The organism is Aeromonas sp. 600527, from assembly GCF_049175415.1.
Classification (GTDB): Bacteria; Pseudomonadota; Gammaproteobacteria; order Enterobacterales; family Aeromonadaceae; genus Aeromonas; species Aeromonas veronii_A.
The window spans coordinates 1-24,520 of sequence record NZ_JAAKVA010000006.1 but is presented as its reverse complement, the minus strand read 5'-3'; the positions used below and the strand labels follow the sequence as shown (position 1 = coordinate 24,520).

Sequence of the window (24,520 nt, the reverse complement as noted above, 5' to 3'; positions counted from 1 at the left end):
GCGCAGTTCACTTAACCCCGACAGGGGCAAGTGCTTGCCCCCCTAGCCACGAATTGCCGTTTGAGTCGTGCCGGCAACCCCTCAGGCGGTTTTGGCCTCATCTTTGGATGAGCTCTTCTTGCCGGTCAGGCGATCCATTGCCTCTTTCAGCATCGCATCTTTCTGCTCATTGAGCGGCTTGCTCTGCTCAGCCCGCTCTTCCGGGGTCAGCTTCTTGTTGTCGGCGATAGCCTTGAGCTTGTCTTCTATCTCGTTGAATTTTTTGCGATCAAACCCGAGTGCCTTATCCACCAGCTGCTGCACCACGCCCCCCTTGTCGGAGCTCATGTCGAGCGCCGGCGGCAACTTGCTGTTCTTGGCCAGATGTTCATAGGTGAGCACCTGCTGGGCCTGACCGGTCATGCGCTGGGTGGAGAGGCTGACCATCTCCTCCCAGCCACCACCCTGACCACCGCTACTGGCACTGTTGAGGGTGGCGAGGGCGCGGTTGTTGGAGGCGCTCTGGGCAAGCTGCTGGCTGTAGGGTTTGATATCCATGAAGACTCCCGTTCTGTGTGCCGACCCGCCGGAGCGGGCCGACTGAATGCGGCGGTATGGGGTCTGGCCCCACCTTTGACAATAAAACCAGCAAGTTACAGGCCAACTTGTTAGATTGGTCGAGATCCCCGCGCTGGCAAGCTTGCCAGCGGTTACAGCCCCGACGCAGCGTCAGAATCATGACTCATCCGCTGCTTTCCCCCAATTTCCGACACATACCGCTGCCTCAAAAACGCTGCACCCTATAAACCGCAGGAACGCTCCGTCGATCACAAAACAAACAACCAGCGAGGCATACAATTTTGGCGCACATCACAACCAGCCAGCCGTGTCATGGATGATCTGTTCGTAAAACCAATAACAGGCAGACCAATCTGCCGAGCGCACTCCGCTGCCAGTTCGGAGTTGCGGCCTCCCCACACCTCATCCCCTCGTCTGACTCTCACTCACCGCAACCTTTCGGGCATAACGATGAAAAAACACACCTTGAGTCTTCTCTCCGCCACCCTGCTCACCCTGCTTGGCACCAGTGCCGACGCCTGTACCGGCCTTATCGTCGGCAAGGGGGCCAGTGCCGATGGCAGCGTGATGATCGCCAGAAACGAGGATTTTGGCGTCAACAACTGGAACAAGTACCTCGCCTTCCGGCCCGCGCAGCAGAACGAGGGCAAGGTCTGGAAACTGGGTAACGGGCTGGAAGTGCCGATGCCCAAGGCGTTTTTCGCCTACTCCGCCATTCGTGACTGGGATGCCACAGCCAGCGACCCCGACGGCAAGTATTACGAGGAGCGCGGCATCAACGAGTTCAACGTCGCCATTTCGGCCACCACCAGTGCCGAGGTCAACGACAAGGCCCAGAAAGCCGATCCGCTGATCGAGAAGGGAGTGATTGAAGCCATCATCCCGACCCTGATCCTGCCGCAGGCCAAAACGGCCAAAGAGGGGGTCGAGCTGCTCGGCAGCTATGTGGAGCAATATGGCGCCGGTGAGGGCAACAGCCTCTATCTGGCGGATGTGAACGAGGCCTGGCTGATGGAGATCGGCTCCGGCCACCACTGGATTGCGGTGCGGGTGCCGGACGACAGCTACGCCATGGTGGCCAACGGCCTGCGCATCCACGGCGTCAATCTCGACAGCGCCGATGTGCTGCACTCGCCCAAGCTGCTGGAGTTTGTACGCGAGCACAAACTGCTGGATAACGCCGACCCGAAAGAGTTCAACTTCGCCAAGGCGTTCGGGGTCATCGCTGACCCGTATAACGTGGATCGGGAGTGGCTCGGCCAGAAAATGCTGACCGCCAGCCATCCGCAGCCGACCCGGCAGGCGCAATATCCGCTCTTTATGAAGCCGGATGATCCCATCGCCGTGCCGGACGTGGCCAAACTGCTGAGCGCCACCTATGAGGGCACGCCGCTGGCGGGCAAGGCTGAGCGGCCGATCCGCATCGATCGCCAGCTGGAATCCCACGTCATCCAGCTGCGCAAGGAGATGCCCAAAGAGCTGCAGGGATTGATCTGGCAGAGCTACGGCGTGCTGGCCGAATCTGTGATGGTGCCGCTATACAACACCCTGGAATCCTACCCCCAGCCCTATCGCACCGGCAGCGACAGCTACTCCGATGACTCTGCCTACTGGCAGTTCCGCAGCCTGACCGCGCTGGCCAGCGCCGATCCGGACAAGTACCTGCCGCTGCTGCGCGGCGTCTGGAGCAAGGAGAGCAGCAAGCTTTACAAGGAGGTAGCCCTGCTCGACAAGAGCCTGAAGCAGGCCTATGCCAGCGACAAGGCTACCGCCATCGGGCTAGCCGCCGACTACTCCTATGGCCAGTTGGAGCAGACCTATCAGATGGCCAAAACGCTGCGCTACAAGCTGATGACGGATCTCACCAAGCGCACCGAGAAGAAGTATTCGCCGGAGGAGTTCAAGAAGATCATGAGCCTGTAATCGGTTCGCCAACGCAAAGAGGCTCCTAAGGGAGCCTCTTTTGTTTCAGCCAATGCGGCGATCAGCGACGGCTGATATTGAGCGGGCCGAAGGTCTGCGCCACCGGCATGATCTCGATGCTGTTGATGTTGACGTGGGCCGGTTGCTGGCTCACCCAGAGCACGGTATTGGCGATGTCTTCCGGCTGGATCGCTTCCACCCCCTGATAGACGGAGGCCGCCTTGGCATCATCACCGTGGAAGCGCACGTTGGAGAACTCGGTGCCGCCGCACAGGCCCGGCTCCACGTTGGTGACGCGGATGGCGGTACCCGCCAGATCGGCGCGCAGGTTGAGGCTGAACTGCTTCACGAACGCCTTGGTGGCGCCGTAGACGTTACCACCCGGATAGGGGTAGGTGCCCGCAATCGAACCGATATTGATGACGTGACCGCGATTGCGCGCCACCATGCCCGGCAGCAGCAATCGGGTGAGCAGGGTCAGACCGCTGATGTTGGTGGCGATCATCTGCTCCCAATCTTCCAGATCCGCCTTGTGGGCCGGCTCCAGCCCCAGCGCCAGACCGGCGTTGTTTACCAGCAGATCCACCTCGCTCCACTCGGCTGGCAGAGCAGCGATGGCAGCGCGGGTGGCCGCCTTGTCCTGCACGTCGAACGCCAGCGGCAGGAACTGCGCGCCCAGCTCGTCAGCCAGCGCAGCGAGCCGCTCGGCGCGACGACCGGTACCGATCACCTTGTAGCCCGCCTGCACCAGCTGGCGGCTGATGGACTCACCAAACCCGGACGAGGCGCCCGTTACCATTGCTATCATCTGAACCTCCATTATCTCAACCGATATTGTTATTTATGTTGTTGAAACCAATCTGACTTATTCATCGCTCAATTCACGTCCGGTCGCCTTGCGCCAGACAAACACCGCCAGATGGAGCAGAAAGAGTGCCGAGCCCCCCAGCGCAAACAGCAGGGCGGTGAGGGCGTTGACCGAAGTGTCGGCACCAAACCACCACCAGACCAGCCAGCCGACCATGCCGATGGCAAAGGTCTGGCCGGCGCAGACCGGGCAGCGCCCCAGCTTGGCCCTGATGGCGGTGGCAAGACAGTTGTCGCAGCTCATCCCCTCTCCTCTTATCTCCTCTCTCCGGCCAGCTTCAGCACCAGCCGATGGGCATGCTGACCCGGGCCATAGTAGTCGGGCAGCCGCTGGGTGGCTTTGAACCCCAGCCCCCGATAGAGCGCCAGTGCCTCGGCGTTGGCATCGCCGACCTCCAGCCGGATCGCCCCCCAGCCAGCCTCCTGCCCTTCGCGGATCACCTGCTCCAGCAGGCGCCGCGCCCAGCCCTGACGACGGATGGTCCAGCGGATGGCGAGGGTCTGCACGATGAGGCGATCCCACCCCTTGTGCTCCAGCAGGCAGAGATAGCCCATCAACTGCTCCTTCTCATCCAGCACCAGCAGGGTGCGGCCTCTGGCCTGGGCGAGCAGATAGTGCCAGCGACTGCGGCCAAAGGCGACCTCGGGAGGAAAACAGTAGCGTTCCAGTTTAACGATGGCGCCCAGATCGCTGGGTCGGGCGGCGCGGACGGTCAACACGGGGAGTCCTTGTTCGGTTATTTATCCTCAGCACCAAAAATGCGACTTGTATCACAAGTTACCAAGGCAGAATATTAGGCACTGTAACCTCTTGTTTCCCCTCGCGCCATTGTCGTGCTTGTCGGTGCATCGAAGCCCACTGGGGATCCTGCCGCTTAAGGCAGTTTCATCTGTGGAGCCGAAAAATATGAGTACCTACGTCATCGTCGAAGAGCTGGGCGACTGGCCCTGCCATGCCGATTATCTGCTGACCGCCCGCACCTATCTGCAACACGGGGTGCCCACCACCGGCGGCCGCCCCCGCATCATCAACCTCTGCCGCAATCTGGAACACCTCAGCGCCGGCTACTACTGCTCGCTGCTGGCCCAGGCCCGCGGCCACCACTGTCTGCCGGGTTTGCAGGCCATCAGCCAGTTGCAGCCCCAACAGCCACCGGCCAAGCTGTGGCGAAAATTGCAGGGCTGGCTGGCCCAGCAGAGCGAAGACAGGATCCGGGTACGCGCCATTTTCGGCCAGAGCGAACTGAGCGAGCTGGCGGGGCTGGCCCGCTACTACTATGGCCTCAGCCAGCTGCCGCTGCAGGAGCTGACCCTCAAGCGCGGCCGCCACGGCTGGTCGGTGCGCCAGCAGCAGAGCCTGTCACCGCTGGCGCTGAGCCCGAGCGAGAAAGAGCTGATGCTGCACCACGCCCAGGCACTGGTGGGCACCGGCGACGAGGAGCAGGCGGCGCCACTCTACCAACTCGCCATTCTGGTCGACCCCAACGACGGCCGCGCCAGCAGCGATGCAGTGGCGCTGGAGCGCTTTATCAAAGCGGCCGCGGCGCAGGGGATCCGGGCCGAGATCCTGGCGCCGTCAGCCATCGAGCGGCTGCCGGAGTTCGATACCCTCTGGCTGCGCTCCGAGACGGCGGTCGGCCACTACACCTTCGAATTTGCCCGCCGCGCCGAGCAGCTCAAGATGCCGGTGATCGACAGCTCCCGCGCCATCCTCGCCTGCAGCAACAAACTCTATCTCTACGAGCTGATGGTGCGCAGCGGCGTGCCCATGCCGCCCACCATGGTGGTGACCCGCCGCGGCCGCCACCACGTGGACGAGCTGGTGCAACGGCTCGGCCTGCCACTGATGGTGAAGGTGCCCGACGGGGCGCAGGGGCGAGATCTGGCCATGGCCAGCGACGAGCAGCAGCTGGCTCGCCTGCTGGACGAGGGGCTGGCCCGCTCCGCCCTGCTGCTGGTGCAGAGCCGGATCCCCGCCGAGTTCGACTGGCGCATCGGCTTTCTCGACGGTTCGCCGCTGTTTGCCTGCCGCCGTTTCCGGCCCGAGCCCGGCAACCGCATTCGCCGCCGCAAACACCCTCTCGACATGAGCCGCATTGAGGCGCTGCCGCTCAACGAGGTACCGGAACGGGTGCTGCAAACCGCCCGCCGCGCCGTCCATCAGCTCGGCAACGGCCTGTTCGGGGTCGACCTGCGCCAGCAGGGGCGCGACTGCGTGCTGCTGGAAATCATCGACAATCCCTGGATACGTGGCGATATTGAAGACAAGGAGGCGCAGGATCTCTACGAGCGACTGGCCCGTGCCTTCCGCCAGCGGCTGGAGAACCGGGGGCAGAGCGCGGCCGGATAACAACAAGCATCGATTGCAGAGGTGGATATGATGACGACTGATTGGTGGGACATTGCACCCCTTGGCTGGGAGAACATCCTGGTCTGTCTGGTGTGCGGCACTCTGGTAGGGCTGGAGCGCCAGCTGCGCGGCAAGCCGGTCGGCATACGCACCTCCTCGCTCATCATCCTCGGCACCTACTGCTTTCTCGCCATCGGCGCCGCCCTCAGCCCCCAGAGCGCCGATCAGGCACGGGTGCTGGGCCAGCTCATCACCGGCATCGGCTTTCTCGGTGCCGGGGTGATGATGACCCGGGATGGTCAGGTGCTGGGGGTCACCTCCGCCGCCACCGTCTGGATGCTGGCCGCCCTCGGCGCCCTCATCGGTATGCAGATGCTCCATCAGGCGCTGCTGCTCACCGGCGTCACCCTCTCCATCCTGGTCGGCGTCGACTATCTGGAGACCAGCTTCAAGAGCCTGCGCCGCGGGGTGCACAACCGGCTGGAGAGCTGGCGCAATGGCAACGGCAATGGTCACCCGCCAGCCGCTCCCCGCCCGGATGAGCTGGGCAGCAGCATCGAGAAGTAGGACGGCGTCGCAAATGAAAAAAGGGCTCCGCTATGGAGCCCTTTGCGTTGGGGCGAGGTCGCACTATTGCAGCAACAGGAAGCGACCGGTGAGGGGTGGCAACTCCACCGTCACGCTGCTGCCGCCGATGGCCAGGCGCTCGCCGCTCTGCAGATCCACCAGCGCGCTGCCACTGCGCAACTTGCTGGCCGGCACAGCATAGCTCTGGGGCGTGCCGGAGACGTTGAGCAGGTAGACTACTTGCTCCGCCGCCGTCTGCTTGATGTCGCCATAGACGCTTCCCTCGGCCACCAGCTTGACCCGCTCCCCCTGATAGAGGGCGGGGTGGGCGGCGCGCAGGGCCAGCAACTGGCTGAGCCACTGTTTCAGCTCGCTCTGCTCGCTGCTCGGCACGAAGCCGGTGGCACCTGGCACCTTGCCATCGCTGCGGGCCACGTGATCGTCACAGAGCCCCTGCGCGGCACAGTCGCCCCCCACCTGCTGGGCAAAGTCCGGCACCTCGTCGCCAAACTCCTCGCCGTAGTAGAGGGTGATGGGGCCGGAGCGGGCCGCCAGGAAGCTGAAGGCCGCCTTGTGGCGCTGCCAGTAGTCCGCCGGATTGAAGTTGCCGCGCTCCAGCAGATCGCCGAAGCGCACCAGATCATGGTTGCCCAGCATCAGATTGGGCATGGCGTGATCCGGGTAGTTCTCCACCTTGTTCCAGCTGGCGTCGAGCACGCTGGCCCCCTGCCCCCCCTTGCCGGACTCCTCCACCGCCAGCGCCTGCACCAGGCCGTAGCGCAACGGGAAGTCGAACGCCGAAGAGAGCGCCGGGTTGTCGCTCGGCCCATACGCCTGGGCGCGGATCTCGTCGGCGCCCTTCCACACCTCACCCACCATGTAGCCGAGGGTACCCCACTGCTGGCCGGCGTTCTTGCGCGCCGCGCTGACCCGCTCCACCTCGCTGCGAATGGCGCGCCAATCATCCAGCCCAAGCTGATAGGCCTGATCGAGGCGCCAGCCATCGATGCCGTACTGCTCGACCCAGTAGCGGGCCACCTCCTTGAAGTAGGCGAGACTCTGGGGCTGGCTGTAATCCACCAGCTGGCCGGGATAACCGGCACCGCCGCTCTTGAGGGCGGGCAGCCGTCCCTCGGGCGAGGGCTTGCTCACCCCCACCTTGTTGACGTGGCCGAACACCCCGTCGAGGAAGACGTAGAGGCCGCGCTGATGCGCACCGTCTACCAGTTTCTTGAGCTGGACGTTGCTGCCGAAGTTAGGGTCCACGTTGAAGAAGTCGCAGGCGAAGTAGCCGGTGGCATCCAGCTTGTCGTCACCGCCTTGCCCCGCGCAGGAATCAAACACCGGGGTGAGCCAGATGGCGTTGACGTTGAGGCTCTTGATGTGGTCCAGGCTGTCGATGATCCCCTGCAGATCGCCGTTGTGCTGGGAGGGGCCGTAGCCGACACCATAGTTGGCGCTGTCGTCGCCGTCGATAAACGACTCCACCATCACCTGATAGGTGCGCAGGTTGCAGGCCGGCTGATCATTGCCGTAGCAGGCGCGGCTGGCGGTGGCCGGCGGCGGGGTGACCGGCGGATTGACCACGGGGGGCGTGCTCTCCCCGCCCGAACTACCACTGCCGCCGCAAGCCGCCAGTAACAGGGCGGCCCCGAGCAGGCCGCCATAGCGTAACGTTCCCTGTTTCATTGTTGTGTTCCCGCTGTGAGAGCAGGCGTCTGATACGCCTGTTTTCACCATGATAACGATGCTCACACAGCGGTGTCTGTGACTGAAAACGTTATCTGACTCAACTGGTTAGAGCACACCGACCGAGGCGAAGCGGTAACTGACCGAGAGCCAGTAGGCGCGGCCCGGTTCCGGTATCCGCCCCACCTGCTCATAGCCCAACCCGGCCTGACTGCTGTGCACCGACTTGGAGAGGTGCTCGTAGTAGAAGGTGTCGAACAGGTTGTCTACCCCGGCCGAGAGCTGCCACCCCTTGGCAAACTGCCAGGCACCGCTCAGGTTCATGGTAAAGAAGCCCGGGGTCTCACCCTGATCCTGACCGGCGACCGTGCCGGAGCCCACATCGACCCGATCCTGCGCGGCCACGGCGCGGCCCAACAGGGTCAGATTCCACGCCTCGGCTGGCTGCCAGCCCAGCGCCAACTTGCCATCGAGCGGCGGCATCTGGGCCAGCGGCTTGTTGTCGCTCTGGTTTTCACCGTAGACCACCGCCAGGCCGCCATCGAGACGCCACTGCTCGGCAAACTGCCAGCGCCCCTCCATTTCGCCACCGCGGGTCTGGGCGTCGATATTGCGCACCTTGTTCGACTTGTTGTTATAGAGCAGGTAGTCCTTGATGTTGGCGCTAAAGAGGGAGAGGGTCAGATCCAGCTCGCGGCTGCGCAGGGCCAGCCCTGCGTCCCACTGGCGGCTGCGCTCCGGGTTGAGGGTGAACGGGGTGCTGTCCTTGCTGCGTTCCCAGTAGTCCGGCGCCCGCTCTGCCTGTCCCCACGCCAGATAGCTGGACCAGCGGGGCGACCACTGGTACTCATAGCGACCAAAACCGCTGTCGAGGTGCTCGGTCTCGCTGTAGAGGGTCTGATCACCCGCACCATAACGGGTTGTCTCGACCCGATCCTGACGATACCCCCCCTTGTAGCTGTGGGCCCCCTGCTGGCGCCCCAGCTCGGCAAAACCGCCCTGCTGCTCGAAACGCAGGGTGCGCTGGCGATCCTTGGTGGCATAGTCGACGCCGCCCCGGCTGCGGTGCTGATCCCGGTTGCTGTCGAGCCCGGCGGTCAGCAACCAGTCGGCTGGCAGAGCGATGTCGTTGGCCCAACGCCCGCCGGTGTTGCGGCGATCCGGGTTGGAGAGCATCTTCATGCCGCTGTTTGGCCGCAGACTGAAGTTGTCCATGATGTGGTCGATGTAGTTGTCCCACAGGGTCAGCTCGCTGCGCTGCCAGTGAGTGGTGATCTCCTCCTGCTTGAGCTTCAGCCCGAAGGATTCGCGGTCAAACATAGGGCCATCCATGGTGCGGTCCGCATAGGCGGCGCGGGCATTGCTGCGCTCGGCGGTGAATTCCAGCCAGGTGTGCTCCCCTGGCGTCCAGCCCAGCTGGGCGGTGCCGTTCTCGCGGCGATAGAAGGAGCGCACCTTGTCACCGTGGCCATCGCGGTAATCGTCACTGTCGGAGTGGGTAAACTGACCACGCAGATAACCATCGGTCGAGCCTGCCGTCATGTCGACCATCTGGTCATCGCGGCCGAAGCTGCCAAAGAGGGCCGAGGCGTCGCTCTTGAAGCCCGGTGCCATAAACTCTGGCCGGTCCCGCTCAAACAGCACGGTTCCCGCCAGGGTTGCCCCCTGCTCGAGGGATTGCGGCCCCTTGAGCACTCTGATCCGGTCAAAAGATTGGGGGAACACATAGGCAGTGGGCGGGTCCATCCGGCCACCACAGCCACCAGCCAACATACCGCCATCCATCTGCACGTTGAGGCGGGACATCCCCATCCCCCGCAGCACGGGATCGCCACCGAGCCCCCCTTTGCGCACCATGCTCATGCCAGTGACGTTTTTGAGATAACCGGCGCCATCGGCAGCGGGCATGGGGGAACCGGGCTTCTTGGGGTCCAGCGTCACCTCCAGAGTGCTGGCGGGGCGGGTTGCCACCACCACCATAGGATCCAACTGTTGAACCGCTTCCTGACCGGCAGCACCGTGACAGGCGAGCCCGCCCACCAGCAGGGCAAGAGGAGTGCGCATATGACAAGCCATACATTTGTCCTTATGTATTTGTTTATTTTATTTTTTTCATTCAACCGACCAAACCTTTCAGTAACAGAAAGGTTTACCATCAAGCCGCAAAAAAGGCCTGCGGCGCGAAAGCGGCAAGCCTCTGTCAGGTGAAGCGAAGACTAGTTGGCAAAATGTTGCGCAGGTTTTACCCAAGTTGACTCAGAAAGGCAAACAGGCAAACATTCCAGTAACAGTAATCTGGCATTGGCTCACAAAAAATGGGGATTAACTGAAGGCTTCTCGCTCATCGATGGGAGAGATGAGGTGATAGACCTCGTGGGCAGACAAGGTACATCCGACGGGCCACTCCAGCTGATGGTAGCGATTGATAAAGACCCGGGCACAGTGACGCTCGCTCTCCAGCTTTGCAAACAGCGGCTGGATGCGCCAGGGGGTCAGATCCAGCACGCCTGTGGTGCCGTCCGATAACACCAGAAACAGGCGCCATCCCTGCACATACTCGACATCGATAAAGACCGGCATCCCTTCGGCTCCGATTGAGATAATTCGCGGCAATTATAAATCGCGATCCCACCCCTATTCGCGCTGCGGGTCACATTTTATCCAGCTGGTTATGCTGTGCTCATTCGCTGTGCGACATCACATTTTTAGATGACAAATGTGCTGGTTTCGACTTTTAACAAACTTGAATGCAACCTTAACCAATTCGATCTGTCATAAGCTCACAGCAAGTAAACACGTCTGTGGACAGACGTCTTCAGTCTTAATCAGGAATAAAGATGACAGTACTAAAACAGCGACTCGGCCCGTTTTGGCCCTTTGCCGTCTTCTGCGTTTTCGCGCTTTTCTCTCTCTCTTTCAGCAGGCTCACCCTCGGTCTCTGGCAACTGGAACGGGTGGATGCCGTGGCCGGTTGGCAGGAGATGCTGCTGCAAGGGATCCGGGTCGATTTTGCGACCCTCTGCTGGGTCTGGGGAGTCCCCGCTATGCTAACCCTGCTGCTGGCCGGCCCCCACACCATCGGTCGCGGCTGGATGCAACTGATGCGCGTCTGGTTGACTGTCGGACTCTGGCTGATGCTGTTCCTCGAGATATCCACCCCTTCGTTTATCACCGAATATGGCGTGCGCCCCAATCGCCTCTATGTGGAGTACCTCATCTATCCGAAAGAGGTATTCGCCATGCTATGGGCGGGCCGCAAGGCTGAGCTACTGCTGGCGGTGCTCTTCAGTGGTGCCGTGCTGGCCGGTGGATGGTGGCTGAGCGGCCGTCTGGTACGTGGCCTCAGCTTCCCCCGCTGGTACCTGCGTCCGGCATTCGCCCTGCTCATTCTGGCCATAGGTTTTCTAGGTGCCCGCTCCAGCCTCGGCCACCGCGCCCTCAACCCGGCCATGGTCGCTTTTGCCGAGGATCCGCTGGTCAACGCACTGACCGTCAACTCCGCCTACTCTCTCTTTTTTGCCATCAAGCAGATGGGCGCCGAGGAGGATGCCAGCCGCTTTTACGGCAAGATGACGGAGCAGAAAGTGCTCGAGGTCATGCGCAGAGAGAGTGGCCGTCCGTCCAGTGATTTCAACTCCGATCTGCTACCCAGCCAGACCTTCAACGAGGCGAGCTTCAAGGGCAAGCCGAAGAATCTGGTGATCTTGCTGCAGGAGAGCCTGGGCGCCCAGTTTGTCGGCTCTCTCGGCGGCCTGCCGCTTACCCCCAACATCGATGCCCTGTCGCAGCAAGGCTGGGCCTTCGAGCAGCTCTACGCCACCGGCACCCGCTCGGTACGCGGTATCGAAGCGGTACTGACCGGCTTCACCCCGACCCCGGCGCAGGCGGTGGTCAAACTCGGCAAGAGCCAGACCAACTTCTTCACCATCGCGGATCTGCTCAAGCAACGGGGTTACGACACCAGCTTTATCTACGGCGGCGAGAGCCACTTCGACAACATGCGCAGCTTCTTCCTCGGCAACGGCTTCACCACCATCATCGAGCAGAAAGATTTCGACAATCCGGTGTTCAAGGGCTCCTGGGGCGCGTCCGACGAGGATCTGATGGCCAAGGCCGACGACACCTTCAACGCGCTGCACAAGGAGGGCAAACCCTTCTTCAGTCTGGTGTTCAGCTCCAGCAACCACGATCCGTTCGAATTCCCGGACAACCGCATCGAACTCTTCGAGCAGCCCAAACAAACCCGCAACAACGCGGCCAAGTATGCGGATTACGCCATCGGCGAGTTCTTCAAGAGGGCGAAACAGTCCGACTACTGGAAGGATACCCTGTTCCTGGTCATCGCCGACCACGACAGCCGGGTCGGTGGCGCCAGCCTGGTGCCCATCCCCCGATTCCATATCCCCGGCGTCATCGTCGGTGACGGCATTGCACCGAAGAAGGATCCGCGCATCGTCAGCCAGATCGACATGGCGCCGACCCTGCTCTCCCTGATGGGGATCAGTGCCGACTACCCCATGCTCGGCAAGGATCTGACGCGCATGCCCGCCGACTGGCCGGGGCGCGCCATCATGCAGTACGACAAGAACTTCGCCCTGATGCGCGGCAAGGATGTGGTGATCCTGCAACCGGAACGGGCAGCAGAGGGCTATGTCTACGACAATGCCAGCGAGAAGCTGACTCTGGCGGCGCAGCCGGACGCCTTGAAGGAGGATGCTCTCGGTCTTGCCCTGTGGGGCAGCATGGCCTATCAGAAGAGCCTCTATCAGACGGCCAAGGATGAACGCACCGCCGCCAATTGAGCCGCTCGTGCTGCTTCAACCCATAGCAGAATAGAAAAAACCGCCAGCTGGCGGTTTTTTCCATCTATCCATACCGTCGGCCCACAGGCCGTTATGGCTGGGGAAAGCAGGGCAGGGAGCGGCTGAACTTGTGCTCGAATACCAGCGAGGTTTCGAGGTGCACCACCTCTTCGCGGGAGGTGAAGTGATCGAAGACGAAGTTGCGCAGGTGCTCGGTATCGGAGACACAGAGGTGCACCAGAAAATCATCCTTGCCCCCCATGTGGAACAGGCTGATCACTTCGGGCAGCGCCAGAATGGCATCGCGGAAAGCATCGATGATCTGGCGGCTGTGGCGGGCCAGCTGCAGGGAGACCATTGCCTGAATGTGACCCCCGAGGGCCTGATAATCCACTTCACAGTGCGCTCCCTTGAGCACGCCATCCTGCTGCAACTTACGCACCCGCTCCAGACAGGTGGAGGGGGCAACGCCCACCAGCGCGGCCAGATCCTTGTTGGTCATGCCCGCATCCCGAAACAGATGGGCCAGGATATCCAAATCCAGTTGATCCAGGTTTCTCATCTTAACTCCTTGAACCGCTCAATTTTTTAGACTCTGCCCGTAAACCGGGGCAAACACAACGGCCATTGACATCCCCCCTGCCCCGCCTATCCTTGGCGCCATTCACCGGCCGCAACCCTGCGGCCACCACGCGAGGATCCGCCATGCACCCGTATCACCCCTTCTGGAGCCTTGAAGTTCCCCGTGTCGACGGTCAGCTGCTGCTGACCCCCTGCCCCGGCACCCAGCAGGTGCCGCTGACTCTGGCGCTCGATCAACTGCGGTTGGCCGGTGCCCACGGAGTGGTGACCCTGATGACAAGCGCCGAGTTAATCCGACTCGAACTGGCGCAGCTCGGCCAGCAGGTCGAGCACGAAGGGATGCGCTGGTTCCATCTGCCCATCGAGGATGATCTGGCCCCCGATGCCGCCTTCGAAGCTGCCTGGCAACAGGCGCTGCCACAGCTGCGCGAGCTGCTGGGGGATGGCAAACATCTGGTCATCCACTGCAAAGGGGGCAGCGGTCGTACCGGTCTGGTCGCCGCCGCGCTGCTGATGACCCTCGGCCAGCCACAGCAAGAGGCGATGGCCGCCATCAAGGCCCACAGACCCAAGGCGTTTATCCTGGCCTGCCACCGCCAATGGCTCGACCAGCTGGCCGAGCGGCTGGAGCAGGGCGACTGACTACTTGCCCCCCTGGTCGTAGGTGAAGACCTTGCCGATATCCTCCACCCGATAACTGGTGAGCTGATAGACGTAGTAGTTGAGCCAGTTGGCAAACAGCAGATGACCATGGCTGCGCCAGCTGGCGCGCGGCGTCCGGCTCGGATCGTTATTCGGGTAGTAGTTGACCGGAATGGCCGGGTCGAGCCCCGCCGCTAGATCACGCTGATACTCCCCATCCAGTGTCAAAGCATCGTACTCCGGGTGCCCGGTGACAAACACCTGACGACAATCCTTGGTCGCAGCCAGATAAACCCCCGCCTCTTCTGACTCTGCAAAGATCTGCAAGTCGGTCTGGGCACGGATCAGATCGCCATCAAACGCCGCATAACGGGAGTGGGGGGCGACAAACTCGTCGTCGAAACCGCGCAGCAGCGGCTCATGCTCGTCGAGGCGGTGGTGGCGATAAACCCCGGAGAGCTTCTCGCCGTGGGTCTGCTTCTCCATGCCATACAAGGCTTTAAGCGCCGCCTGCACCGCCCAGCAGAGAAACAGAGTGGAGGTCACGTGCTGATGGGACCACTCGATGATCTCGACAATGCGCGGCCAGTAGACCACCTCCTCGAACTCCACCAGCCCAAGCGGCGCCCCGGTGATGATCATGCCGTCGTAGTTGTTGCCACGCACCTGTTCGAAGTCGTGGTAGAAGTTCTCGAGGTGGGCCTGAGGTGTGTTCTTTGACTCCCTGTCATCAATGCGCAGCAGATCCACATCCACCTGCAGCGGCGAGTTGGAGAGCATCCGCATCAGCTGGATCTCGGTCTCAATTTTCTTGGGCATCAGATTGAGGATCAACACCCGCAGCGGGCGGATGTTCTGGGTGACGGCCCGGGATTCCGTCATCACGAAGATGTTCTCCTGCCCCAGCACTTCGGCGGCGGGTAACTGATCCGGGATCTTGATCGGCATGCTTACTCCCTGTACTGCATCGGTAAATATGTCTGGACATCCAGAAGCCTATAATAAAGCTCACGCACTGTCATCAGATACCTTTTGTATTCACCCCCACCTTTGACTAGCATACGGCTCAGTATCTCCCCTGCATCCAAGATAATGACCGGTATCAAGATTTCCGTAGATCGACTGCAAGTCGGCAACTATGTATCCCTGCCACTGGGGTGGCGTGAACACCCATTCCTGTTTTCCAGCTTCAAGATCAAAAGTGAAGAAGAGATCGAGCTGATCCGCCGTCTCGGCCTGAAACTGGTTACCATCATTCCCGACAAGAGCGACGTTCCGCCCAAGCCCCTCAATCAGGTACAGCCTCAGCAACAAGAGAGCGCAGACGCCGCACAGCGGCAAGCCCGAATGCAGCAGGAGAAGGATCAGCGTATAGAGCAGTTGCAACAGTATCGCCGCAATTTGCAGCAGTGCGAGAAGCAGTTCCAGCAGTCGCTGGCACAGGTGCGCAGCGTGATGAGCAAGATCCAGTCCCGCCCCCTCAATGCCATCGGCGAGGCACAGGAGCTGGTCAACGCCATGACCGAGCAACTGCTCTCGGTGGACGAGATGGTGCTCCATCTGGTCTCCGACAGCGAGGATGGCAACAACCTCTACTTCCACTCCCTCAATGTGAGCGTGCTCAGCATGCTGCTGGCCAAGGAGTGCTGCATGACGGCCGACGAGATCCGTCAAGTCGGCATGGGGGCGCTGTTCCACGATATTGGCAAGCTGAAGATCCCGAGCCAGATCCTGCGCAAGACCGAACCGCTGACCAAGCCGGAGCAAAACCTGATGGCCCAGCACCCGCGCTACGGGCTGGATCTGCTCAATCTGGCCAAGGATTTCCCGGCCGAGGCGAAGGGGATCGTGCTCCATCACCACGAATATCTCGATGGCAGCGGGCCGGAAGGGCTCAAGGGTGGCCAGCTCGATCCGCTGACTCAGATGGTGTCACTGATCAACGAGTACGATAACCTCTGCCACATGCAGGCCAAGGTACCCTACTCGGCCCTGAGCGGCCTCTACAAGCAGCGCAAGGCGCAGTTTAATCCGGAGTACCTCAGCATGCTGATCCGGCTGATGGGGATCTACCCCCCCGGCAGCGTGGTGCAGCTCTCCAACGGTCAGGTGGGACTGGTGATGTCGGTCAACGCTTCCCGCCTGCTCTACCCCTCGGTGCTGGTCTACGATCCGCGCATTCCCCGTCAGGAAGCCGCCATCATCGACCTGCAGCAAGCCGAACTGTCGATCGCCAAGGTGATCCACCCCAAACGGCTGCCGCCCGCCGTGTTCGAGTACCTCAATCCGCGTACCCGGATCAGCTACTACTTCGAGCACAACAAAGCCTGATTGTGTTGGCCCGAGGCCAACCGTTGCCACCCGTTTAATCCAAGGAGCCAGCCATGCGTATCGAGATCATCAGTACCGGAGATGAAATAGTGACGGGTCTGGTGGTGGATACCAACGCGGCCTGGCTCAGCGCTCTGCTGCTGGAGCAGGGCTGGCAGGTGCGCCGTCGCCTGACGGTAGGGGACAACCTCACCGACCTGAAAACGGTGCTGCAAGAGAGTGCCAGCCGCGCCGAGGTGGTGCTGGTGTGTGGCGGACTCGGGCCCACTGCCGATGACCTGACCGCTCAGGCGGCAGCTGAAGCCTTTGACCAGCCACTCACCCTCTTCCCCGAATGGCTCGCTACCATCGAAGCGCGCTACGCCAGCCGTGGCCGCCCCATGGCACAAAGCAATGCCAAACAGGCATGGCTGCCACAGGGGAGCGAGATCCTCGACAACCCGGTCGGCACCGCCTGCGGCTTTGTGGTGCGAAGTGGCCAGAGTCAGCTCTTCTTCACCCCGGGCGTGCCGTTCGAGTTCAAACAGATGGTGCGCGAGCAAATTCTGCCGCGCCTCAAACAGCTGGCCGGTGCGCAGATCGATACCGAGCTGCGTCGCTTTTACACCTTCGGCGTCTCGGAGTCGGCGCTCAGCGATATGCTGGATGCCGAACCCTGGCCAGCCGGCATCGAGCTGGGTTACCGCTCCTCCATGCCCCTTATCGAGCTGAAACTGATCGGCCACGACGCCAGTACCGCTGACATGGAGAGTGCCGAGCGCCGACTGCTGGATACGATCCGTCCCTGGCTGGTTGGCAGCGGAGATACGGAACCGGCGCAGCAGATCCTGGCGCTGCTGCAAGGCAAACCGCTGGCTCTGCTGGAGGGAGAGAGTGGCGGCGCCCTGCTGGCGCTTTGTCACGGCCATCCCAGGCTGGAGGCCAACTTCAGTACGCAACTGGCCGATGAGCTGGCGCAACTGCCGACCGCCGATGCGGGCCTGCAACTGACCATAGGGCGAGAGGGCACTGAGGGTGTACCACTGCTACTAAGCGCCGATGGAAAACACGTCGGTCAGACGGTCAAGGTCAGCCACCCCGACCCGGAGAGTCGCCGCAAGATCCTCGCCTTTGCCGCCCTCGACATGCTGCGCCGCCATATGCTGGGTGAGCCGGTGCTCGGCGATTACCTCACCCTGGCCAGAACAGCCCAGCGCAGCTGATAAGAACCGCCACTCCCCTGCCAGCAACCCTATGTCGCTGGCGCTGCGATCCGTCTTTTCACTCCGTTTCCAAACAGCGCCCACATTTATCTGGCCGCCATCACCGATTTGACTTCAATTCATTGACCATTCAGAGGAAATATCTGAATACTGCCCACTCTCAGGGTTGGCGACTCGCTTTATTAATCATTGAGAGATTAAATGACAGTAGAGGAACGAGCAGAGCGTTCCGTTCTCATCCAGCAAGGAGATGCGGTGTTAAGCAAAGAGTGGTTGCTGCTATCAAGCGATATGGAACTGGTCTGCCTGCGGATTGCCGCCGGTCTCACCAAACCTGTCACGGAACAGGATGTGCAGGCTCTGCTGCTCGCTTCCAACTGTCGCCGCTATCAGCCGCTGCCCGAGGGGATCAAACAGGCAATCAGCCTGCTTAATACCCTGCTCACCAACCCTGCCGCCCCCGTCCCTGCCAACCCCATCCCCATCGGCAAGCGTCAGGATGCCCGACTCGCCGTAATAGTGGAGAAGGATCGCATGAGCGCCATCGCCCAGATCACTGCCGACTGGGGGGGCAAGTATGTGACGCTGGAACAGCTGAAAGAGACGATCGCCATCAGCGAAATCAAACAGGGGGTGAGTGAGCAACTGCTCACCGCTGCCATCCAGTCAGCCAAGGAGGCCGCCCCCGGCAGTCAGCTCAAGCTGGTGATTGCCAACGGCCAGCCTGCCGTCAATGGTCAGGACACTCGCTATGAGCGGCTGGTGGAGACACCGGCCGAGCGGATCCTCAAGCCGCAAGAACTGGAGCATGGCAAAGTCGATCTGCGAGATCTTGGTTCCATCGTCACCGTCAAGGCAGGGGCCCAGCTGATGCGCCGCCATCCTGCCACCGTCGGGGTGCCCGGCTTTACCGTGACAGGTCAGGACTTGCCTGCCAAGGATGGTAAAGACAGTCCAATGAGTGCTGGCGAGGGAACCTTCATCTCCCCCGACGATCCCGACTTGTTGATCGCCAGTAGGGCTGGCCTGCCCTGCCAGGAGAAAGCAGGTATGAAAGTGGACGAGGTACTCAGTGTCAAGCAGGTGGATGCCCGCCACGGCCACATTGCGTTTGAGGGGGGATTAATCGTCAGCGGCGACGTCAACCCGGGCATGAAAATACGGGTCAGCGGTGACATCGTCATCGGTGGATTTATCGAAGGAGGTTGGATCGAAGCAGGGGGCAGCATTACGGTACGGCACGGTATCATTGGCCGCCGCAACGAGCAGGGAGAGTACCTTTGCCAGCTCAATGCCCAAGGGGAGATCCACGCCAGCTATGCCCAATACGCGCAGCTGGAAGCGGGTGGAGATATACAAATCCAGAGCCAGCTCAGCCACTGCTACACCCGCAGTGGACGGGATATCAAGGTGGGTGACACTAACATGCGTAAAGGCAATCTGCTGGGTGGAACCAGCATTGCCAATCGTCTAATCATGGCCCCCAGCCTGGGGGCCGAGGCCGCCAACCATACCCGGCTGCAGATCCTCGGTGGCTACTTCACCCACAAGGAACAGGAACACCAACTCAAGTTGCGCCAGCTGGAGTGTCAGGCTCAGCTCGACAAGATCAAGGCACTGGTGATGAAACTGCTGCAACTGCCCAGCGATAAACGCAATCCTGATACCTTGCGCAAGCTCAAACCAATCCGCGATCACCAGCTGGCGGAGCTGACCCTCATCCACGAACAGATCACGGCAAACAATGAAGATATGCAGAACTTGATGGCGCAAATGGAGGTCATTGCCACCCAGCATCTGTTCTCCGGCATCGAGGTCGAGATGGCCTGCTTTAAACGCAAGGTTACCATCACCCGAGGCCCCACCCGTCTGACCATTCATGATGACACGTTGGAGATGACCCCTTACGAGGGGCACAAATAGATCAACCGACACCGGCAGCTCGCTGTGCCGGCCGTGATCCCGACGCCGATTTTCGCTACACTCGCCACTTCCTTGGCCCCACCGGGCGGGCCACCCAGACTCAGGTAGTGAGAGATGTACAAGCTGATCGCATTGGATATGGATGGCACCCTGCTCAACCCGCAGGGCCAAATTACTCCCCGCACCCACGCCGCCATCAGCGCCGCGCGCGCCAAAGGGGTAACCGTAGTGCTGGCCTCTGGCCGTCCACTGGAAGGCATGAGCCGCTATCTGGAAGAACTCGGCCTCACCTCAGAGCATGACTACGTCATCTGCTACAACGGCGCCCTGGTACAACAGGTTGCCGATCAGCGCATCATCCGCAGCCAGCTGCTGACCGGCAGTGACGCCAGCGCCATCGCCAAACTGGCCGACGAGCTGGAGGTGAACGTCCACGGTTTCTCGGTCACCCGTGGCCTGATCAGCCCCCGTGTCAGCACCTACACCGAGCACGAATCCCGCCTGATCGGCATGCCGATCAATCTGATCGACTTCGCCACCCTGCCTGCCGACGAGCAGATCATGAAGGTGATGATGATCGACGAGCCGCCCCAGCTCTCCCGCGCCATCGAGCGACTGCCCGCAGAGCTCTATGAACGCTATACCGTGGTACAGAGCGCCCCCTTCTTCCTCGAGTTCATGAACAAGCACAGCAACAAGGGGACCGGCGTTGCCGCGCTGGCCGAGCACCTTGGCCTGACCGCCGCTCAGGTGATCTGCGTCGGAGATGCGGGTAACGATCGCCACATGATCGAGTACGCTGGCCTCGGGGTTGCGATGGGGAATGCCACCGACGAGATCAAGGATCTCGCCCAGCACACCACTGCCCGCAACGATGAAGATGGTGTGGCCCAGGTGATCGAGCAGTTCGTACTGAACACCTGATCGCAATCGATCGCCGCTGCGCCCGATTAGGAAATGAAAACGGGGAGGCTGTCAGCCTCCCCGTTTTTCTGGTCAGTTACCTGCGTGATGAGCGGTAATTCGCTCGTTTCACTGGTTCGCCAGACACTGGGTATGGGAACCTGGTTGCAGGTAAGGCATCAGCAGGGGAGCCATGCCCTTGAGCACCTGCACCGGCAGTGCAGATGTGAAGCGGAACTTGTCGGACTGGCTACCCGGTACATAGGCGGTCAGGGTACCGAAGTGATCATCCCCCAGATAGAAAACGAAGGTCGCGGTTCGGTTGCGCGCCAGCGAGCTGGTCACATTGCCATAACGGCCTACTGTTTCAATCCGGTTATCACCGGTGCCGGTCTTGCCCCCCATCTGCAACACAGTGCCGTCCTGCAGAGTAAAAGCACCGGCGATACGTCTTGCTGTGCCCCCTTCCACCACCTTGGAGAGCGCACTGCGCAGGGCTGCCGCCACCTCTGCCGGCATCACTCGGGTTCCCTCGGTGTGTTGTGGCTCAAACTCGGTCTCGAAGGGAGTCCCCTTGGCAAACGAGAGGTGCTCGATCCGCAGGGTCGGCGAACGGATGCCACCATTCTGGATTATGCCCATCAGCTCGGCCAGTGCAGCCGGACGATCACCGGAGCTCCCCAAGGCGGTCGCCAAGGACGGCACCAGATGGTCGAACGGATAACCAAGCTTGGCCCAGCGCTGATGAATATCGAGAAACGCTTCCACCTCCAGCATGGTGCGGATCCGGCTATCACGAGCACTGCGATGACGGGTCTTGAACAACCAGCTGTAGACCTCCTGGCGTTCGTCACGGCTGGCAGCAACGGCATCGGCAAAGGTTGCCTTGTCAAACTCCTTGAGATAGGCCAGCAACCACAGCTCCAGCGGGTGAACCCGGGCGATGTAGCCCTGATCCGGCAGTGAATACTTGCCCGGGCCATAGCTCACATAGAGCTGATTAATCCGCTTGGCACTCAGCTTCTCCCGCGGCAACCGCTCCGCCAGGAAGGCAGCAAAAGCCGCTTCGCTGGCTTCCGGCATCAGGTAGCGGTGAACCGCCGCCAGACGTACCGCACTCGGCTTGAGACCGTCGAGGAAGGTATCGAGCTGCTCCTCGGGGGTCTTGCCGCGATATTTGCGCCAGAAGCGCAGCAGATAGGTCTGGCCCTCTTTGTCAGCAAATTTGGCCAGATACTCCTGACGACGGGGATCCTTGTCATCCTTCAGCAACTGGGCACGGTTGCCCTCCTTGTAGAGGCTGTAGCGCACGATATCGCGCATCAGCCGCACAAAGGGCAAGTTAATCGACTCACGCAGAGAGTCACGCAACGTCGGAATGCGATTGTTATCCTCGCGGCGGAAGTTGTTGAAGGTGTGCATGCCGCCACCGGTAAAGAACCCTTCGTTGGGGCTGGCGGAGTATTTGCGATCCAGCGCCGCTTCCAGCATTACAGGCAGGCTCTTGTCCTGAGCCGTCATCAGATAGGAGATGGCCCAACGGCTGAGGTTGTCCTGAGAGACGGCGGCCAGCTTGCGCAGATTCTCGACCGGCATCCCGGCATAGTTGTCGTGCAGCTCAGCCACGATCTCCAGATAGGTGGTCAGCACCCGCAACTTGGCGGTTGAGCCCAACTCCAGCTTGGAGCCTTCATTGATATCGAACGGCTGATCGGTGTTGTCGGTCTGCACCCGCACCTTGAACCCTTCCGGCGACTTCTCGAACAGGGTGAAGCTGTAGCGCACATCGCCGGTCTTCTCCGGCGAGAGCAGGCGCTCACCAAACAGCCCTACCTGGGCGGCAAACGTCGGGTCGGCCAGCTGTTGCAGATAACGGGAGATTTCGTTCTGCAACGGCATGTTGAGGCTGGTATCGGCGGTCAGATCCATCCGGTCGAGGTCATAGAGCTGCACCCCGAGCTGGCGGCTCAAGCGAGTACGGGCAACCTGCAATCCCTTGTTATTGTTCACCCGGGTGATAGCCGGGGACTGCAGGAAGTCACGGAACGTAATCTTGGCCTTGAGCGCCGCCTCCATCAGAGGTGGCGTGATCATCCCCTCCTGCACAAACAGGCGCAGGTAGCTGTCGGTCAGGGTAGCCAGCGCCTCTCGCCCTTGAGCCAGATAGTAAGAGGGGCGGCGGTGCGCAATCATCAGCGAGACCACCTGACGCAGGGCAAGCCCCTGTTCGGCCAGCGGCGCATTCTGGTTGCGGGCGGGATCCAGCAGACGGTTCACGTCATCGACATTGGCACCAAACCAGACCCAGAGGCCATCTCCCAGACCATGTACTTCACCATATCCCGGCGCAGCCGAGAGCGGCACCGAGTTGAGGTAGGCCCAAGCAACCAGCTTACGCGCTTCGAGGGTTTCCGGCCCGAGACGATAGGCCCGCACGCTGGCAGAGGCCATCTGACGGATCTTCTCGGTCGGCGACAGGGTCAGGCCATCCGGCGAGTGGCGATACTTCTCCACCTGGGTCGCCAGGGTACTGCCACCGGCAGATTGATCCTGCATATCGAGCGCCTTGCCCACTTGAGAGAGCGCGGCCTTGGCAAAACGGGGCCAGTCGACCGCCGGGTTGGCCAACGGCTCTTCGTTGCTCAGCAAGTCGCGGTTCTCGATAAACAGCAGCGACTGGATGACGAGCGGCGGAATGGAATCAAAATCCGGATAGTGATGGGTCGGATACTTGAATTGATAGAAGGGCTCGGCGCGGCAATCGTGCAGCGTCAAACCGGCCTGCACCTTCTCGGTATAGGGCACGAAGAAGCCACGACTGGCATAGTCATAGAGTGCGTCGGAGAAATGCACCTGTTTGCTGACTTCATAGCCCCGCTGCAGCAAACGCTCCTGCATCATCGGCAGTTGCACATAGCCGAGCCGCTTGTCGAACGGGCCATCCTCAGGGAAGGCGATCTGCTTGCTCTGACCAGGTTCGACCTGATACGTGAGCTTGGCGGCATAGCGGGAAATCTCCTGAGATTGCAGCTTCGAGGTTTTCATCTCATAGCCAACCAGAGCGATCACCGCCCCCAGGCACAATAAAAAGAGAAAACAGAACAGCCAACGCCACCAGGGACGACGCTTGCGCTTTGGGTTCCCGTCCGAGGTCTGGACAGATGAATCTTGAGATGCCACTTGTGTCAAATCCGTCTGTTCTGATGCGCCCATATCAGCCCCACCATGGTTGCGCAATTTATTGTGTTTCACTCAAGCTTAGTCTTTTCAAGTCAATGGCTTGAAACTATTGACCGCTTTGTGGTGATGGTAACAGGGCAATTCTAAAAAGGGGAGCCGATTGTTGCAGGAGTGGCAGAGATCCGAGCTGATAACAAAACACCGGCCAGTGGCCGGTGTCTCTTAAGCGAAAGCGCAACGCTTATTTGTGAGAGCTCATGCCCTTCAGTTTGGTGCTCAGCTCTTTACGCTCTTTGGAGAGCTCGGCGTTCTTGATGATGTGGTCATCCACGCGCTCTTCATAGTCGGCACGCATGTTGGCGATGATCGCCTGTACATCATCAATGCTCATGCCCGGCTTGATGTAGTCGCTCAGGTTGTCGAGCAGCAGTACGCGCTTCTGGTTGTCACGGATCTTCTTCTCGTTATCCGCAATTTCACGCTTGAGTTTGTTCTGGCGACGGGACATACGCACATATTCCAGTACATCGCTGAAGGTGGACTTGTTTACTTGTTCCATATCGATACCACTGACTTAAGGTTGATAAAAACTGGCCAAGTTACACCTGGAACCCGGCAAACTCGGCGCGGGACAGGCAAACTCAAGATGCCCTTACTCTACCGAGTTATAAGCGAGATACAACCCTAATCGCGCGCCATGAACAGAGTTTGGCCAAAAGTAAACCAGTTAAAATGGCCAGTAATCCATCAGATAAGGGGTTGATATAGATAGAAAATGGTGGAGGTGACAGGGTTTTAGTTCTCTTCCTGCAGATAAATGCTAACACTGGCTGTTTAACACGCTAAAAATACAAAGCCCGGTTATGAACCCGGGCTTTGTGTTGATTCTGGTGTGCAAATCTGGAGGTCACGGTGAAAACCTTACATAGCAAAAAGGCCTTCCCAATCGGGAAGGCCTTCAAATTAGTGGCGGAGCGGACGGGACTCGAACCCGCGACCCC

At 60.7% G+C, this 24,520-nt stretch carries 20 protein-coding genes; 9 read left to right on the top strand and 11 right to left on the bottom strand.

Annotation, left to right across the window (positions count from 1 at the left end):
- Positions 1–81: 81 nt before the first annotated feature.
- Positions 82–537, bottom strand: a complete 456-nt coding sequence (locus G5154_RS09605) for a hypothetical protein (RefSeq protein WP_033115559.1) — start codon at positions 535–537, stop codon at positions 82–84.
- 471 nt (positions 538–1,008) lie between these two features.
- Here G5154_RS09605 and G5154_RS09600 point away from each other — a divergent pair, with 471 nt between their 5' ends.
- Positions 1,009–2,481 (top strand): C69 family dipeptidase, encoded by a 1,473-nt coding sequence (locus G5154_RS09600; RefSeq protein WP_216976082.1) that lies wholly within the window; start codon positions 1,009–1,011, stop codon positions 2,479–2,481.
- A 61-nt stretch (positions 2,482–2,542) separates the two neighbouring features.
- Here G5154_RS09600 and G5154_RS09595 read toward each other — a convergent pair whose 3' ends face one another.
- The 3 genes from G5154_RS09595 to G5154_RS09585 are packed head-to-tail and all read right to left on the bottom strand — an operon-like array spanning position 2,543 to position 4,068.
- Positions 2,543–3,289 (bottom strand): SDR family oxidoreductase, encoded by a 747-nt coding sequence (locus tag G5154_RS09595; protein WP_104016563.1) that lies wholly within the window; start codon positions 3,287–3,289, stop codon positions 2,543–2,545.
- Positions 3,290–3,346: 57 nt separating this feature from the next.
- A complete protein-coding gene (locus tag G5154_RS09590; protein WP_421250726.1) occupies positions 3,347–3,592 on the bottom strand; it encodes a DUF3624 domain-containing protein in 246 nt (81 codons plus the stop codon).
- An 11-nt stretch (positions 3,593–3,603) separates the two neighbouring features.
- A complete protein-coding gene (locus tag G5154_RS09585) occupies positions 3,604–4,068 on the bottom strand; it encodes a GNAT family N-acetyltransferase (protein WP_421250725.1) in 465 nt (154 codons plus the stop codon).
- Between the two features lie 187 nt (positions 4,069–4,255).
- Between G5154_RS09585 and G5154_RS09580 the strand changes: the two genes are divergently transcribed.
- The gene (locus G5154_RS09580) at positions 4,256–5,698 is read left to right on the top strand and encodes a RimK family protein (RefSeq protein ID WP_421244081.1); all 1,443 of its coding nucleotides are present in this window, start codon (positions 4,256–4,258) and stop codon (positions 5,696–5,698) included.
- 27 nt (positions 5,699–5,725) lie between these two features.
- Positions 5,726–6,265, top strand: a complete 540-nt coding sequence (locus G5154_RS09575; protein WP_203118327.1) for an MgtC/SapB family protein — start codon at positions 5,726–5,728, stop codon at positions 6,263–6,265.
- A 63-nt stretch (positions 6,266–6,328) separates the two neighbouring features.
- Here G5154_RS09575 and G5154_RS09570 read toward each other — a convergent pair whose 3' ends face one another.
- The 3 genes from G5154_RS09570 to G5154_RS09560 form a co-directional block, all read right to left on the bottom strand.
- A complete protein-coding gene (locus tag G5154_RS09570; protein WP_421213300.1) occupies positions 6,329–7,954 on the bottom strand; it encodes an alpha-amylase family glycosyl hydrolase in 1,626 nt (541 codons plus the stop codon).
- 108 nt (positions 7,955–8,062) lie between these two features.
- Positions 8,063–10,030 carry a TonB-dependent copper receptor gene (locus G5154_RS09565; RefSeq protein ID WP_421250724.1) on the bottom strand — a complete coding sequence of 656 codons (1,968 nt, stop codon included), beginning with the start codon at positions 10,028–10,030 and terminating at the stop codon, positions 8,063–8,065.
- Between the two features lie 246 nt (positions 10,031–10,276).
- Positions 10,277–10,534, bottom strand: a complete 258-nt coding sequence (locus tag G5154_RS09560; protein ID WP_337073174.1) for a DUF2442 domain-containing protein — start codon at positions 10,532–10,534, stop codon at positions 10,277–10,279.
- A 257-nt stretch (positions 10,535–10,791) separates the two neighbouring features.
- Between G5154_RS09560 and G5154_RS09555 the strand changes: the two genes are divergently transcribed.
- Positions 10,792–12,756 carry an LTA synthase family protein gene (locus tag G5154_RS09555; RefSeq protein ID WP_337073173.1) on the top strand — a complete coding sequence of 655 codons (1,965 nt, stop codon included), beginning with the start codon at positions 10,792–10,794 and terminating at the stop codon, positions 12,754–12,756.
- A 91-nt stretch (positions 12,757–12,847) separates the two neighbouring features.
- On the opposite strand, the gene G5154_RS09550 is transcribed toward G5154_RS09555, so the two are convergent.
- Positions 12,848–13,318 carry an Lrp/AsnC family transcriptional regulator gene (locus tag G5154_RS09550; protein ID WP_005336001.1) on the bottom strand — a complete coding sequence of 157 codons (471 nt, stop codon included), beginning with the start codon at positions 13,316–13,318 and terminating at the stop codon, positions 12,848–12,850.
- Between the two features lie 143 nt (positions 13,319–13,461).
- Here G5154_RS09550 and G5154_RS09545 point away from each other — a divergent pair, with 143 nt between their 5' ends.
- A complete protein-coding gene (locus tag G5154_RS09545; protein ID WP_266134717.1) occupies positions 13,462–13,980 on the top strand; it encodes a cyclin-dependent kinase inhibitor 3 family protein in 519 nt (172 codons plus the stop codon).
- Here G5154_RS09545 and metA read toward each other — a convergent pair whose 3' ends face one another.
- Complete coding sequence (gene metA, locus G5154_RS09540; RefSeq protein ID WP_042053667.1) at positions 13,981–14,928, bottom strand: homoserine O-acetyltransferase MetA; 948 nt, start codon at positions 14,926–14,928, stop codon at positions 13,981–13,983.
- Between the two features lie 144 nt (positions 14,929–15,072).
- Here metA and G5154_RS09535 point away from each other — a divergent pair, with 144 nt between their 5' ends.
- From G5154_RS09535 to yidA, 4 genes are all read left to right on the top strand, one after another.
- A complete protein-coding gene (locus G5154_RS09535) occupies positions 15,073–16,311 on the top strand; it encodes an HD-GYP domain-containing protein (RefSeq protein WP_216980032.1) in 1,239 nt (412 codons plus the stop codon).
- Positions 16,312–16,364: 53 nt separating this feature from the next.
- Positions 16,365–17,513, top strand: coding sequence for a CinA family nicotinamide mononucleotide deamidase-related protein (locus G5154_RS09530; RefSeq protein WP_337073172.1), 1,149 nt, complete (start codon positions 16,365–16,367; stop codon positions 17,511–17,513).
- Between the two features lie 255 nt (positions 17,514–17,768).
- A complete protein-coding gene (locus G5154_RS09525; RefSeq protein WP_421250722.1) occupies positions 17,769–19,436 on the top strand; it encodes a DUF342 domain-containing protein in 1,668 nt (555 codons plus the stop codon).
- Positions 19,437–19,550: 114 nt separating this feature from the next.
- Complete coding sequence (gene yidA, locus G5154_RS09520) at positions 19,551–20,360, top strand: sugar-phosphatase (protein ID WP_421250721.1); 810 nt, start codon at positions 19,551–19,553, stop codon at positions 20,358–20,360.
- Between the two features lie 108 nt (positions 20,361–20,468).
- On the opposite strand, the gene G5154_RS09515 is transcribed toward yidA, so the two are convergent.
- Complete coding sequence (locus G5154_RS09515) at positions 20,469–23,552, bottom strand: transglycosylase domain-containing protein (RefSeq protein WP_421250720.1); 3,084 nt, start codon at positions 23,550–23,552, stop codon at positions 20,469–20,471.
- A 208-nt stretch (positions 23,553–23,760) separates the two neighbouring features.
- Entirely contained in the window at positions 23,761–24,078 is a 318-nt protein-coding gene (gene tmaR, locus G5154_RS09510) for a PTS system regulator TmaR (protein ID WP_005336024.1), read from the bottom strand.
- Between the last annotated feature and the right edge of the window lie 442 nt (positions 24,079–24,520).